The sequence below is a fragment of the Thauera sp. AutoDN2 genome, assembly GCF_051280715.1.
In the GTDB taxonomy this organism is placed as follows: domain Bacteria; phylum Pseudomonadota; class Gammaproteobacteria; order Burkholderiales; family Rhodocyclaceae; genus Thauera.
The window spans coordinates 225,308-238,439 of the sequence record NZ_JBNCAR010000002.1; the positions used below are offsets into that span (position 1 = coordinate 225,308).

Below are 13,132 nucleotides of genomic sequence, written 5' to 3' on the forward strand. Positions count from 1 at the left end.
GGGCCTTCAGCCCTGCCGCGCCTCGCCGCTCGAGGGTGTCCGGCGGTCCTGCAGGGCGCTGAAGCCCGCCTCGTTCTGCCGCGCGGCCTCGCCACTCACCCAGCTCAGCAGCGGGCCGTCCGGGTTGTGCTGCTGAGTCTCGGCACAGGCCTCGAGGCACAACGCACACTGCGTGCAGGTGAACATGTGGCGCTTGATGCTGCGCGGCTTCAGCCGCATCGGACACGCCGCGTTGCACGCCGACTCGCGCTCGGGCAGGCAGGTGCTGCAGGCGCTCGCCCGCGAGCGGTCGAAGCCGACCACCATCGCGTCGCGGTTCTTCATCCAGATCAGGCTCTGGAACACGCCCACCGAGCACATATAGCGGCAGAACAGATGGCGCGCGAACAGGAAGTCCAGGCTCAGCACCGCGGTGATGAGAACGAGGAAGATCGTCTGGATGCGCGTGAACTCGAGCGCGAGCAGGTTGCCGTAGATCTCCGCAGGCGGCAGCACGTAGGTGAGCAGCACCACCGCCCACGAGAACGCGAGCAGCACGCCCGCCGGTGCCACCAGCAGCCACCAGCGCGGGTCGCGGCGCAGGCGGGTGCCATCGGGTCGCAACGCGGGCAGCGGCGACTTCTCCCACAGCGTGGGCTTGCCGCTCGCACGGATGAACAGCTCGTTGAGGAACTCGACGACGGAGAAATGCGGACACAGCCAGCCGCAGAACAGTCGCCCCCATTTCCACGCCACCCAAAGCACCACCGCGGCGACGCCGAACACCGGCAGGAACAGCCGCAGCAGCAGGTTGCCGCCCGCCTCCAGCGTGGTGGCGCGCTTGGCGAGGAAGTCGTCCAGCCCCAGGCGCCACTCGAAGCCGAGCAGCCAAGCATGGTCCGCCTGAAGATCGAAGCGGAACAGGTCGAACACCGGCGCGAAAACGAACAGCAGGTAGAAGCCGCCCTGGAACAGGCGGCGGCGCCACTGCAGCCGGCGCGCAGCGGGCAGCGGCGCGAGGGCGATCGGAATCACGCGACGAGGGAGATCCCCGCTCATCGGGGCGCGGCCACAAGCGCCTGCATGGCCCAGTCAAGGACCTCCGCCGCCAGACGATCGCTCGCGGCGCCAAAGGCCTGCACCACGGCCGGCACCGCAGGGCCGGACGCCGCCATGCCCAACTCGAAACTGCGGCTCGCGACGATGCGGCGGGAGCCGGTATCGACCAGGCGCGCATCGAGGCGCACCACCACCTCGGGGCGGCCGTCGCGGTACTCGCTCTGGAAGGCACGCAATTCGCTGTCGAGCTCGAAGTCGGCCTGCAGCTGCTTGTCGTCGGTACTCAGCGCGGCAACCCGGCCGTCGCTACGGAAGGCGTCGAGCAGGCGGTTGCGCAGCAGCACCGGCGCCGGGTCGCTCCAGCCCGCCCCCTTGTAAACGCTGACGCGGCTGCCCTCGGGTACGACGACGATGCGCTGCCCGGACAGATGCACGCCCGCGGCCGGGCGCGTGATGCGCAGCGACCACGGCACCGCCTGCGCGGCGGACGCGGGCACAGGAGCGGCAGACGGCAGCAGATAAACGTCGAGCGGCTCGGCCTTGGGCAGGATGGTGCAAGCCTGCAGCAGCAGCAGCGCGGCGCCGATCGCCAGCCAGCGGGCGGCCGCGCCTGGCGCGGCAGCGCGCACGCGGCTCCGGCGGCGCAGCCCCGGAGCGGATTGCGGGATTCTCATGGCGTGAACTCCTTGGTCGGTTCGAGGCCGAGCAGGTAGTCGGCGGGGCGGTCCTCGAGCTGGCGGGTGATCGCACGCAGCGAGGCGAGCGTGGTGCGCAACTCGGCCACCGCCGGTCCGATCTCGGCCAGGCCGCGCAGACCGCCGTCGAGCGATGCGCGGTTATCGGCGATCAGGCCCTCGACCGAGCCCATCGCACGCTCGAAGGCGCGCATCGCGTCGCGCGCGCTGTCCAGCGTCTGGGTACCCTGCTGCTCGACCAGACGGTTGGCGGTGCCGAGCACCCTTGTGGCTTCGGCCAGCGCGGTGCTGGCCTGTGCGCTGGCCTGGGTGACCTGCTTGAGTACCGCATTGACGTCATCGCGCTGCGCAGCCAGGGCGGCGGTGGTCTGCTCGAGGTTGTCGAGGGTGCGGCCGATGGCGGCCACGTTCTCGGCCGAGAACAGCGCGCGTGCCTGCACCAGCAACTCGTTTACGTTGGTGACTGCATCCTCGCCGTCGGCGAGCAGGCGGCCAAAGGCCGAAGGCACGGCCACGATGCGCGGCACCTCGTCTTCCTCCGCCCGCAGCCGCTCGCTTGCCGCATCGTCGCCGCTGGAGAGACGGATCATCGAGAGCCCGGTGATGCCGGCCGGCACCAGACGAGCCTGGGTGTCGGTACGCACGGGGGCGCTGCTGTCCACACGCACGCGGGCGATCACACGACGCGCGTCGTCCGGGTCCAGGCGCAGGCTGACGACGTCCCCGATGCGGATGCCGTTGAACTCCACCGTACCCCCCTTGGACAAGCCCGATACCGCCTCCTGGAACACGATGTCGTACGTTTCGAACTGGCGGTCTGCATCGCTCTTGCCCAGCCATAGCGTGAACAACAATGCAGCGCCGACGACGAGCACGGTGAAGAGGCCGATCAGCACGTGATGGGCGCGGGTTTCCATGTCAGTGGTTCTCCGTTGCAGCGGGTGCGGTCTGCGCGGCGGCCACCGCAGTGGCTGCGGCGCGGCCGCGCGGGCCGTGGAAGTAATCGCGGATCCAGGCGTCGTCGGTGTCAGCGACTTCGTCCAGGCCGGCATTGACCAGCACCTTCTTCTGCGCGAGCACGGCGACGCGGTCGGTGATGGTATAGATGGTGTCGAGGTCGTGGGTGACAATGAACACCGTGAGCCCGAGCGCGTCGCGCAGGGTCAGGATGAGCTGATCGAAGGCCGCCGCGCCGATCGGATCGAGACCGGCGGTGGGCTCGTCGAGGAAGAGGATGTCGGGATCGAGTGCGAGGGCGCGCGCCAGCGCCGCACGCTTGACCATGCCGCCCGACAGGTCCGATGGAAACTTGTCGCCAGCGATCGCCGGCAGCCCGGCGAGCGCAATCTTGAGCGCTGCCAACGCTGCTGCCTCGCGCTTCGACAGGCCGGCATGCTCGATCAGCGGTAGCGCCACGTTCTCGGCCACGGTCAGGGAAGAAAACAGCGCCCCCTTCTGAAACAGCACGCCGAAGCGCCGCTCCACCGCCTTGCGGCGGGCGTCGGGCAGGCCCAGCAGATCCTCGCCGAACACCTTCACCTGGCCCGCACGCGGCCGGTTGAGGCCGACGATGGTGCGCAGCAGCACCGACTTTCCGGTGCCCGACCCACCCACCACGCTGAGGATCTCGCCACGGCGCACATCGAGGTCGAGCTGGTCGTGCACCACCTGGGCGCCGAACTGGTTGCGCACGCCGCGCACCTCGATGACGTTGTCGCGCCGATCGGATGCGGCACTCACCCGCCCCGCCGTCACCGCCCCCGCCGTCACCACCCCATCTCCATGCAGAACAGTGCGGCGATCGCATCGACCACGATCACCACGAAGATCGACTGCACCACCGCGGAGGTCGTGTGCTCGCCCACCGACTGCGCGCTGCCCTGCACGCGGAAGCCCTCCAGGCAGCCGATCACCGCGATCAGGAACGCGAACACCGGCGCCTTGGCCATGCCCACCCAGAAATGGATGAGGCCGACGTTGTCCTCGATGCGCGAAAGGAACAGCACCGGCGAGATGTCCAGCGTCGTCGCCGACACCAGCATGCCGCCGATGATGCCCGAGACCATCGCCACGAAGGTGAGGATGGGGAGCGCGATCAGCAGCGCATAGACGCGCGGCAGCACCAGCAACTCGACCGGGTCGAGGCCGAGCACGCGGATCGCGTCGATCTCCTCGTTCGCCCGCATCGAGCCGATCTGCGCGGTGAAGGAGCTCGCCGTGCGGCCGGCGACGATGATCGCGGCTAGCAGCACGCCAAACTCGCGCAGAAAGGAATAGGCCACCAGGTCGACGGTGAAGATGCTGGCGCCGAAGCTGGCGAGCACGGTCGCCCCGAGGAAGGCGACCACCGCACCGACCAGAAAGGTCAGCAGGGCAATGATCGGCACCGCATCCAGCCCGGTGCGCTCGAGGTTGGCGACCAGAGCCGTCATGCGCCAGCGCCGCGGCTGCACGGCCACACGCAGCGCGGTCGCAAGGATGAGACCAATGAAGCCGGTGAGCCCGGTGAGGTGCCGCCAGAACACCCCCATGGTCTGGCCGATGTGGGCCAGCACGTCGCCGAGCGCATACCCCCCCTCAGCCGCGGTCGCCTCCGCGCTGCCTTGCATCGCCTCGGCAACGGCCCGCAGCAGGGCACGCCGCTCGCGCGGCAAGGGCGACGCATCCTCAAGCAAGCGCGCGATGTGCGCGGCACCGAGCAACCCGCACAACAGCCGCGCCCCCGCCGTGTCGAGCGCCTCCAGGCTACCCGGGTCCACCTCCAGCGCACCACCGGCCGCCATGGCGTCCACGCGCCCCCGCAACGCTGCAATGCAGCGCTCCAGGCGGGCGTGATGCGCCAGGGTCCACTGCCCGCGCAGGCGCAGCACGGCCGCGCAGCCCTCCTCATGGAGCTCGGCATCGCCAGGCGCATTCTCAGGCCGGGAAACGGTGGATGGTGCGGAGAATGTCGACATGCAACGTGATTCGTGAGGCAAGGCTGGCATGGTACATCAGCGCTCGTGCCGCGCCCCGTGCCCAGTTCCCCGTGCCCGCCCGATCCGGGCCAAAGCTTGACTTCGGTCACGCTCCGGGCGTGAAATTGTCGCAACACAACAAGCGCACCTGCGCCCACAGACGCTGGTGCGAGACGAGGCTCCATCATGACCCACGCAGGAAACCGCCGGCTCGCCTGGATTGGCGCCGGCGTGCTCGCCATCGCCGCCTCCGCGGCCTGGCAATTCCTCCGCCCCGCCCCCGACGACGGCAGCTTCGTTCGTGGCAACGGCCGCATCGAGGCCACCGAGGTCGATGTCGCCGCGAAGGGGCCGGGCCGGGTGGACGAGATCCTGGTGAACGAGGGCGACTTCGTCACCCGCGACGATGTGGTCGCCCGCATGGACGTACGGTCGCTGCAGGCGCAGCTTGCGCAGGCGCGGGCCGAGGTGGCCAACGCGGCGAGCGCACGGGAAACCGCGCGGGCGCTGGTAGCCCAGCGGCAGGCCGACGTGGCCATGGCCGAGGCGGTGCTGATCCAGCGACACGCCGAGCGGGACCTGGCCCGCAGCACGGCGGCCCGCTCGCGCGCCCTGCTCGCCGACCGCGCCACCTCGGCGCAGAAGGTCGAGGACGACGCCGCCCGCGCACGCACCGCCGAGGCCAACATCAGCGTCGCGCAGGCGCAGATCAACGCCGCCCGTGCCGGTGTGCGCGCTGCCGAGGCTCAGGTCCAGCAGGCCGAGGCCGCGATCCATGCCGCCGAGGCGGTGGTCGCCCGCCTGCAGACCGAGATCGCCGATGGCGAACTGCGCGCCCCGCGCAGCGGCCGCGTGCAGTATCGGGTGGTACAGCCGGGCGAAGTGATCGGCGGTGGCGGCAAGGTGGTGAGCCTGATCGATGTCGGCGACGTGTACATGACCTTCTTCCTGCCCGAGAGGGCCGCCGGGCGGGTGGCGCTTGGCAGCGAGGTGCGCATCGTGCTGGATGCCGCGCAGGATCTGGTGATTCCGGCGAACGTGTCCTACGTCGCCAGTGTTGCCCAGTTCACCCCCAAGACGGTCGAAACACAGAGCGAGCGCCAGAAGATGGTGTTCCGGGTCAAGGCCCGGGTCGACCCCGCGCTGCTCGCCCGCTACCCCGAACAGGTCAAGACCGGGCTGCCCGGCATGGCCCACGTGCGCCTGAACCCGCAGCGCGAGTGGCCGCCCGAACTGCAGGTGAGGTTGCCGTGACCTCACACTGCGGCGACATGAGCTGCAGGCCTGCACCGCCCCAAACCCCATCCGCACCCGCGCACGCCGCGCCCCCGGTAGCGCGCCTGGTGGACGTGCGCCACCACTACGGCGCCACCGCGGCCGCAGACGGTGTGACGCTCGACCTCCCTGCCGGGCGCATGGTCGGCTTCATCGGCCCGGACGGCGTGGGCAAGTCCACCTGGCTGGCGCTGATCGCCGGCGCACGCCAAATCCAGCAGGGCACGGTGGAGGTGCTGGGCGGCGACATGAAGGATGCCCGCCACCGCGCCCGCATCTGCCCGCGCATCGCCTACATGCCGCAGGGGCTGGGCAAGAATCTCTACCCCACACTGTCGGTGTTCGAGAACATCGACTTCTTCGGCCGCCTGTTCGGCCAGCCCGAGGCCGAGCGCAGGCAGCGCATCGACGAGTTGCTTGCTGCCACCGGCATGGCCGCCTTCGCCGACCGCCCCGCCAACAAGCTCTCCGGCGGCATGAAGCAGAAGCTCGGACTGTGCTGTGCACTGATCCACGACCCCGATCTGCTGATCCTGGATGAACCCACCACCGGCGTCGATCCGCTGTCGCGCCGCCAGTTCTGGGCGCTGATCGAGCGCATCCGCGCCAAGCGCCCGGGCATGAGCGTGCTGATCGCCACCGCCTACATGGAAGAGGCCGAGGGCTATGACTGGCTGGTGGCGGTCGACGCCGGCCGCGTGCTCGCCACCGGTACGCCCGATGCGCTGCGTACCGCCGGAAACGCCGGCACGCTCGAAGAGGCCTTCATCGCCCTGCTGCCGGAAGCGCGCCGCCGGGACCACCAGCGCCTGGCGATTCCGCCCCATGTGGCGGGCGAGGTCGTCATCGAGGCTCGCGGCCTGCAAATGCGCTTCGGCGACTTCGTGGCGGTCGACGACGTCAGCCTGCAGGTACGGCGCGGCGAGATCTTCGGCTTCCTCGGCTCGAACGGCTGCGGCAAATCCACCACGATGAAAATGCTCACCGGCCTGCTTGAGCCCAGTGCGGGCGAAGCGCGCCTGCTCGGCAGCCGGCTGGACGCGCGCAACATCGCCACCCGTCGCCGCGTCGGCTACATGTCGCAGGGCTTTTCCCTGTACGGCGAGCTCTCGGTGCGACAGAACCTCGACCTGCATGCGCGCCTGTTCGACCTGCCCCAGGCCGCAGGCGAGGCGCGCATCGCCGAACTCGCCCGCCGCTTCGACCTCGACCCGGTGATGAACACGCAGCCCGACGCGCTGCCGCTCGGCATCCGCCAGCGCCTGCAGCTCGCTGTGGCGGTGCTGCACCGGCCCGATGTGCTGATCCTGGACGAACCCACCTCGGGGGTGGACCCGGTGGCACGCGACCACTTCTGGGCGCTGATCGCGGACCTGTCACGCAAGGACGGCGTGACCATCTTCATCACCACCCACTTCATGAACGAGGCCCAGCGCTGCGATCGCATCTCGCTGATGCACGCCGGGCGCATCCTCGCCAGCGGCACGCCGGCCGCGCTTGCGGCCGCACGCGGCACCGACGTGCTCGAGGATGCCTTCGTCGCCTACCTCGAGGAGGCCAGCGAAGCCACCGCTCAGCCCCCCGCGGGCATGCCGTCCCACAAGTCGGCGACGACAGCCGCCGCGACCCCACCGCTTCCGCACACATCCCCCCCGAGCGAGACCGAGCGCCATGCCGAGCGCCTGGCCCGCTTCAGCCTAACCCGCCTGCTGAGCTTTTCCGCGCGTGAAGCCACCGAGCTGCGCCGCGACCCGGTGCGGCTCACGCTGGCGCTGCTCGGCAGCCTGGTGCTGATGCTGGTCATGGGCTACGGGATCACCATGGACGTGGAAGACCTGCACTACGCAGTGCTCGACCACGACCGCAGCGTGGCGAGCCAGCGCTACACGCTGCGCATCGCGGGCTCGCGCTACTTCCTCGAGCAGCCACCGCTCGCCAGCCACGCCGACCTCGATGCGCGCATGCGTGCGGGCACGCTGGCAATGGCGGTCGAGATCCCACCCGGCTTCGGCCGCGACCTCGCCCGTGGCAAGGCGCCGCAGGTAGCGGTGTGGCTGGACGGCTCGATGCCGCTGCGCGCCGAGCTCGCGCGCGCCTACGTCGCCGGCGTGCACGCGCAGACGCTCGCCGACGTGATCGCCGAGTCGGGCGCCGGCCCGGTGCGTGCGCTCGCCAGCGTCGAGCCACGCTACCGCTACAACCCCGAGCTGCTGAGCCTGGTGGCGATGGTGCCGAAGGTGATTCCGCTGCTGCTGGTGTTCATCCCCGCCATGCTCACCGCGCTCGGCGTGGTGCGTGAAAAGGAGCTCGGCTCCATCCTCAACGTGTACACCACACCCGTGACCAAGCTCGAGTTTCTGGTCGGCAAGCAGCTGCCCTACATCGCGCTGTCGATGTTCAACTTCGTGCTGATGTTCGGGCTCGCGGTAACGCTGTTCCAGGTGCCGTTCAAGGGCAGCTTCCTCGCGCTGGCGACCGGCGCGCTGCTCTACGTCACCGCCACCACCGGCCTGGGCCTGCTTGCCTCCACGTTGACCAACAGCCAGGTCGCAGCGCTCGCCGGCACCTCGATCGGCACCCTGCTGCCGGCGATCCAGTTCTCCGGGCTGATGGACCCGGTGAGCTCCCTCGAAGGCGGTGGCTACTGGATCGGCGCAATGTATCCCACCACCCACTTCCTAACCATCGCCAGCGGCACCTTCTCGAAGGCGCTCGGCTTCGCGGAACTGGGCGGCGCCTTCATCCCGCTGCTGCTGGCAATCCCGGTGCTCACGCTGCTGTCGGCGACACTGCTGAAGAAACAGGCGAAGTGAGCAAAGGTACGCCAAGTGATCACGACCGCAAGCACCCATCTGCGCAACACCTGGCACCTCGGGGTCAAGGAGTTCCGCAGCCTCTCCCGCGACCTAGCGATGATGTTCCTGATCGTGTTCATGTTCAGCGCCTCGATCTACGCCGACGCCCGCGCCAAGCCCGAGAGCCTGAACCGGGCCTCGATCGCGGTGGTGGACGAGGACCGCTCGCAGCTCTCGGCACGGATCGTCGCCGCGCTGCAGCCGCCGCAGTTCATCCCGCCCGAGCACGTCGGCCTGGCCGACATGGACCGCGGCATGGACGCCGGCCTGCACACCTTCGTACTCGACATCCCGCCCAACTTCCAGCGCGACGTGCTCGCCGGCCGCAGCCCGGCGCTGCAGCTGAACGTCGACGCCACCCGCCAGAGCCAGGCGCAGACCGGCACCGGCTACATCCAGAACATCCTCAACGATGAAGTGCGCGCCTTCGTCCAGCGCGTGCGCGCGCCCGCGCCACAGCCGGTCGAGCTGGTACCGCGCGCAATGTTCAACCCCAACCTGCAGGCGAGCTGGTTCGCCGCGATCAACGCCATCATCAACAACGTCACCATGCTCGGCATCCTGCTCACCGGCGCGGCGCTGATCCGCGAGCGCGAGCACGGCACGATCGAGCATCTGCTGGTGATGCCGGTCACCCCGCTCGAGCTGATGCTGTCCAAGATCTGGTCGATGGGCGTGGTGGTGCTGCTGGCCTCGTCCTTCTCGCTGCAGGTGATGGTCAAGGGCGTGCTCGGTATCACCGTGGCCGGCTCCGCGGTGCTGTTCGGCGCCGGCACCTTGCTGTACCTGTTTGCCGCCGCCTCGATCGGCATCTACATGGGCACGATCGCCCGCTCGATGCCGCAGTTCGGGCTGATGTCCATCCTCGTATTGCTGCCCCTGCAGATCCTCTCCGGCGGCGTGACCCCGCGCGAGAGCATGCCCGAGACGGTCCAGGCCCTGATGTCGCTGACGCCGACGACCCACTATGTGTCGCTCGCGCAGTCCATCCTGTTCCGGGGCGCCGGGCTGGACGTGGTGTGGCCATCATTTGCGATGGTGGCGGCGATCGGTGCCGTGTTCCTGGCGCTCGCGCATCGTCGCCTGCGTCACACGCTCGGAACGATGCAGAGTTGAGCCGATCGGCTGCAGCACAATCTGCTGCCGAGCATCAAGCCGAGGCAAAAATTCGTTTATGGATGAAGCACTATTTTTTGTTGCACTGCACCATCTTTTCCCCTACCATCGCACCTGTCTCCTCCACCCTCCTCCTTTGGTGTGGATTTGCCCGGGCCTCGCAAGACGCCCGGGCTTTTTCTTTTCAGCGCCCGAAAAGCTGCTGCAGCAGCACAAGGTTGAGCAGCAGGGCGACGAGCGCAAGAACCTTCCAGAACTTCGCCGGATCGCGCTCGATGAGTGCGGGTCGCAGGCGGCGCAGGTGCTCGGCGTCCGGATGATGAATCTCATGCACGAACTCCGACAGCTCCGCTTGCCGCCGTGCCGGGTCGATATCGAGCGCACGCGAGAGCGCGTCGTCGATCCAGGCCGGGATGTCGCGCTCGTCATCCACCACCGAACGGTAGCGCAGGCGGCGCTGCGCCTTGCGCGTGCGCGCCTGCGCGAGCGCGACGCCATAGGGTAGCCGGCCGGTGAGCAGCTCGTAGGCAATCGCAGCGAGCGAGAACAGGTCGGAACGCGTCGAACCCGGCCCGCCCAGGAAATACTCGGGCGCGGCGTAGGCGCTGTCGCCGGGGACGCCACCGGCCATCGCCATGACCTCGCCCGCGCCAGCGCACTCCGCGATGCCGGCCACGCTCACCGCACCGAAGTCGATGATGCGCACCGTACCCGAGGCGTCGATGATGATGTTCTCGGGGCGCAGGTCGCGGTGGAGCATCTCCTGGCGGTGGAAGGCCTGCAGCCCACGCGCAGTCTGACGCACGATGTCCCGCACGGCGTCGAGCGCGGGCCGCGGATGGTCGGTCATCCACTGGCGCAGGCTGCGGTCTTCGACGAACTCGGTGACCACATAGAGGCAGCTGCGCAGGCGCTCCGGCCGCCATGGGCGTAGCACGTGAGGCGAGTCGATCCGGCGCGCGATCCACTCCTCGAGCAGGAAGCGCTCGAGTGCGGCGGGGTCCTGCTGCAGCTCGATGGACGGCGTCTTGATGGCCACACGCACCCCACTCTCGTCGTCCACCGCCAGATGGACATGGCTGCGGGCGCTGGCATGCAATTCGCGCACGATGGTATAGCCGTCGAGCCGCATGCGGGCTTGCAGCGCCGGCGCGAGCGGCAGCTCCGCGAGCCGGCGGCCGAGCTCGCTCGCCTGCGCATCGGGCAGGGCCGTGATCTCGACCAGCTGCACGGTGAGGTTGTCGGGGCTGCCGCGGCGCAGGGCCTCGTCCACGATGGTGCGCGCCGCGCCGTCAAGCCCTTCAGCCGCGGCGATCGCGCTGGCGACAAAACCCATGTCCATGTAGTCGTGCACACCGTCCGTAGAGAGCATGAAGAGGTCGCCCCGCTCGAGCGCGAGCGCGCGGTAATCCGCATCCACCCGGCGGTCCATGCCGAGCGCGCGGGCGAGATAACTCTCTTCGGCCGACACGCGCACGCGATGATCCTCGGTGAGCCGCTCGATTCGGCCATTGCGCAAGCGGTGGATGCGCGCGTCGCCAATGTGGAACAGGTGCGCGGTGGTCGACTTGAGAATCAGCCCGCTGAAGGTGCATACATAGCCGCGCTCGCGGTCGAAGCGATGTTCGCTGCGGCGCGTCTGTGCGTGCAGCCAGGCGTTGGTGGCGGAGAGCACGTGCAGCGCGGCGGTGCGCACCGACCAGGCCGCGGAGGTGCAGTAGTAGTCGGTGACGAAGGCATCCACCGCGGCCTGGGCGGCGGCCAGGCTCACGTCGCTGCTGCTGATGCCATCGGCGAGCGCCAACGCGATGCCCTTGGCGGCGAGCTCGGCGCCCTGCGGCATGCAGACGCCGTGAAAGTCCTGGTTGCGCTGCTTGCGTCCGGCCGTCGAATGCTGGCCGACGCGAACGGCGAGTCCTGTGCTCATGCTCGATCCACGATGGAACCCCGGCGCCTCGCCGCGCCGGGGAGGATTCGACAGTCCACGCAGCGGATCAGCTGAAGCTGCGCTTGGGCGCGGTGCGCACATGCGTGGTGTAGAGCGTGAGCCCGGTGAAGGCGAGACCGCCGACGAGGTTACCGAGCACCACCGGAATCTCGTTCCAGATCAGGTAATCCATGATCGAGAACTCGCCGCCCATCATCAGCCCGGACGGGAACAGGAACATGTTCACCACCGAGTGCTCGAAGGTCATCGCGAAGAACAGCATGATCGGCATCCACATCGCGATCACCTTGCCGCTCACCGTGGTCGAGATCATCGCGCCCACCACGCCGGTCGACACCATCCAGTTGCACAACATGCCGCGCATGAAGATGGTGAGCCAGCCGGCGAGTCCATACTGCGCATAGCCGAGCGTGCGCGCCTCGCCGATGTGGCCGATCTTCTGGCCGATCTCGTTGGGCTCGGTCGAAAAGCCATAGGTGAACACGAAGGCCATCATGAAGGCCACGGTCAGCGCACCGGCGAAGTTGCCGATGAAGACCAGGCCCCAGTTCTTCAGGATCGCCTTGATCGTGACGCCGGGGCGCTTGTCCAGCCAGGCCAGCGGGGTGAGCACGAAGACGCCGGTGAGCAGGTCGAATCCGAGCAGATAGAGCATGCAGAACCCGATCGGGAACAGGATCGCGCCAACCAGCGGCTGCCCGGTCATCACGGTGGCGGTGACCGCGAACACCGCGGCCAGGGCGAGGATGGCGCCCGCCATGAAAGCGCGAATCAGCACGTCGCGCGGTGCCATGCAGATCTTGGATTCACCAGCGTCGACCATCTTGGTGACGAATTCGGAGGGAGCAAGGTAGGCCATGATTTCTTCTCTCTGTGTGCGTTGTCGTTCTGCAGGCGTGCGGGGTTGGGGATACGGGGTCTCAGATTGCGAGGAAGATCTCCCCACCTTCGACCTTCACCGCGAAACGGCCACAATGGCCGCTGTCGGGCGCCACCGCCTGGCCGTCCTCGAGGCCGATGTTCCAGCCGTGCAGCGGGCAGGTGACCTTGCGGCCATGGACGATGCCCTGCGACAGCGGCCCGCCTTTGTGGGGGCATTTGTCGTGCAGCGCGAAGACCTCGTCCTCGGCATTGCGGAAGATGGCGATGTCCTCCTCGCCGGGGCGCTGCACGACACGCGCGCCGAGGCGGGGGATGTCTTCGAGCAGGCAGATGCGCTTCCAGTCGGTCATGATGGATTCCTTCGTT

General features: G+C 68.7%; 11 protein-coding genes. 3 read left to right on the forward strand and 8 right to left on the reverse strand.

Going from position 1 to position 13,132, the window contains the following annotated elements; translation table 11 throughout:
- Positions 1–6: 6 nt before the first annotated feature.
- Genes ACPT9U_RS02405 through ACPT9U_RS02425 form a run of 5 tightly spaced genes read right to left on the reverse strand, consistent with a single transcriptional unit; the run spans position 7 to position 4,690 of the window.
- Positions 7–1,038: a 4Fe-4S binding protein gene (locus tag ACPT9U_RS02405; RefSeq protein WP_418364157.1), complete on the reverse strand. Its 1,032-nt coding sequence runs from the start codon at positions 1,036–1,038 to the stop codon at positions 7–9.
- A complete protein-coding gene (locus ACPT9U_RS02410; RefSeq protein ID WP_418364158.1) occupies positions 1,035–1,712 on the reverse strand; it encodes an ABC-type transport auxiliary lipoprotein family protein in 678 nt (225 codons plus the stop codon). The genes ACPT9U_RS02405 and ACPT9U_RS02410 overlap by 4 nt, the downstream gene beginning before the upstream one ends.
- The gene (locus tag ACPT9U_RS02415; RefSeq protein WP_435749754.1) at positions 1,709–2,650 is read right to left on the reverse strand and encodes an MlaD family protein; all 942 of its coding nucleotides are present in this window, start codon (positions 2,648–2,650) and stop codon (positions 1,709–1,711) included. Before ACPT9U_RS02415 ends, ACPT9U_RS02410 begins: the two co-directional genes overlap by 4 nt.
- 1 nt (position 2,651) lies before the next feature.
- Positions 2,652–3,488, reverse strand: a complete 837-nt coding sequence (locus ACPT9U_RS02420; RefSeq protein WP_418364366.1) for an ABC transporter ATP-binding protein — start codon at positions 3,486–3,488, stop codon at positions 2,652–2,654.
- Positions 3,489–3,499: 11 nt separating this feature from the next.
- Complete coding sequence (locus ACPT9U_RS02425; protein WP_435749755.1) at positions 3,500–4,690, reverse strand: MlaE family ABC transporter permease; 1,191 nt, start codon at positions 4,688–4,690, stop codon at positions 3,500–3,502.
- A 186-nt stretch (positions 4,691–4,876) separates the two neighbouring features.
- Between ACPT9U_RS02425 and ACPT9U_RS02430 the strand changes: the two genes are divergently transcribed.
- The 3 genes from ACPT9U_RS02430 to ACPT9U_RS02440 are packed head-to-tail and all read left to right on the forward strand — an operon-like array spanning position 4,877 to position 9,936.
- Positions 4,877–5,944: an HlyD family secretion protein gene (locus tag ACPT9U_RS02430; RefSeq protein ID WP_435749756.1), complete on the forward strand. Its 1,068-nt coding sequence runs from the start codon at positions 4,877–4,879 to the stop codon at positions 5,942–5,944.
- Positions 5,945–5,961: 17 nt separating this feature from the next.
- Entirely contained in the window at positions 5,962–8,778 is a 2,817-nt protein-coding gene (gene rbbA / locus ACPT9U_RS02435) for a ribosome-associated ATPase/putative transporter RbbA (protein ID WP_418364367.1), read from the forward strand.
- Positions 8,779–8,793: 15 nt separating this feature from the next.
- Positions 8,794–9,936: an ABC transporter permease gene (locus ACPT9U_RS02440; RefSeq protein WP_418364162.1), complete on the forward strand. Its 1,143-nt coding sequence runs from the start codon at positions 8,794–8,796 to the stop codon at positions 9,934–9,936.
- Positions 9,937–10,120: 184 nt separating this feature from the next.
- Here the strand turns inward: ACPT9U_RS02440 and ACPT9U_RS02445 are convergent, their stop codons facing one another.
- The 3 genes from ACPT9U_RS02445 to nirD all read right to left on the reverse strand — a co-directional run bounded on the left by ACPT9U_RS02445 (position 10,121) and on the right by nirD (position 13,116).
- Complete coding sequence (locus ACPT9U_RS02445; protein ID WP_435749757.1) at positions 10,121–11,863, reverse strand: protein kinase domain-containing protein; 1,743 nt, start codon at positions 11,861–11,863, stop codon at positions 10,121–10,123.
- Between the two features lie 67 nt (positions 11,864–11,930).
- The gene (locus ACPT9U_RS02450) at positions 11,931–12,743 is read right to left on the reverse strand and encodes a formate/nitrite transporter family protein (RefSeq protein WP_435749758.1); all 813 of its coding nucleotides are present in this window, start codon (positions 12,741–12,743) and stop codon (positions 11,931–11,933) included.
- Between the two features lie 61 nt (positions 12,744–12,804).
- Positions 12,805–13,116 (reverse strand): nitrite reductase small subunit NirD, encoded by a 312-nt coding sequence (nirD, locus tag ACPT9U_RS02455; RefSeq protein ID WP_418364165.1) that lies wholly within the window; start codon positions 13,114–13,116, stop codon positions 12,805–12,807.
- Positions 13,117–13,132 lie beyond the last annotated feature (16 nt).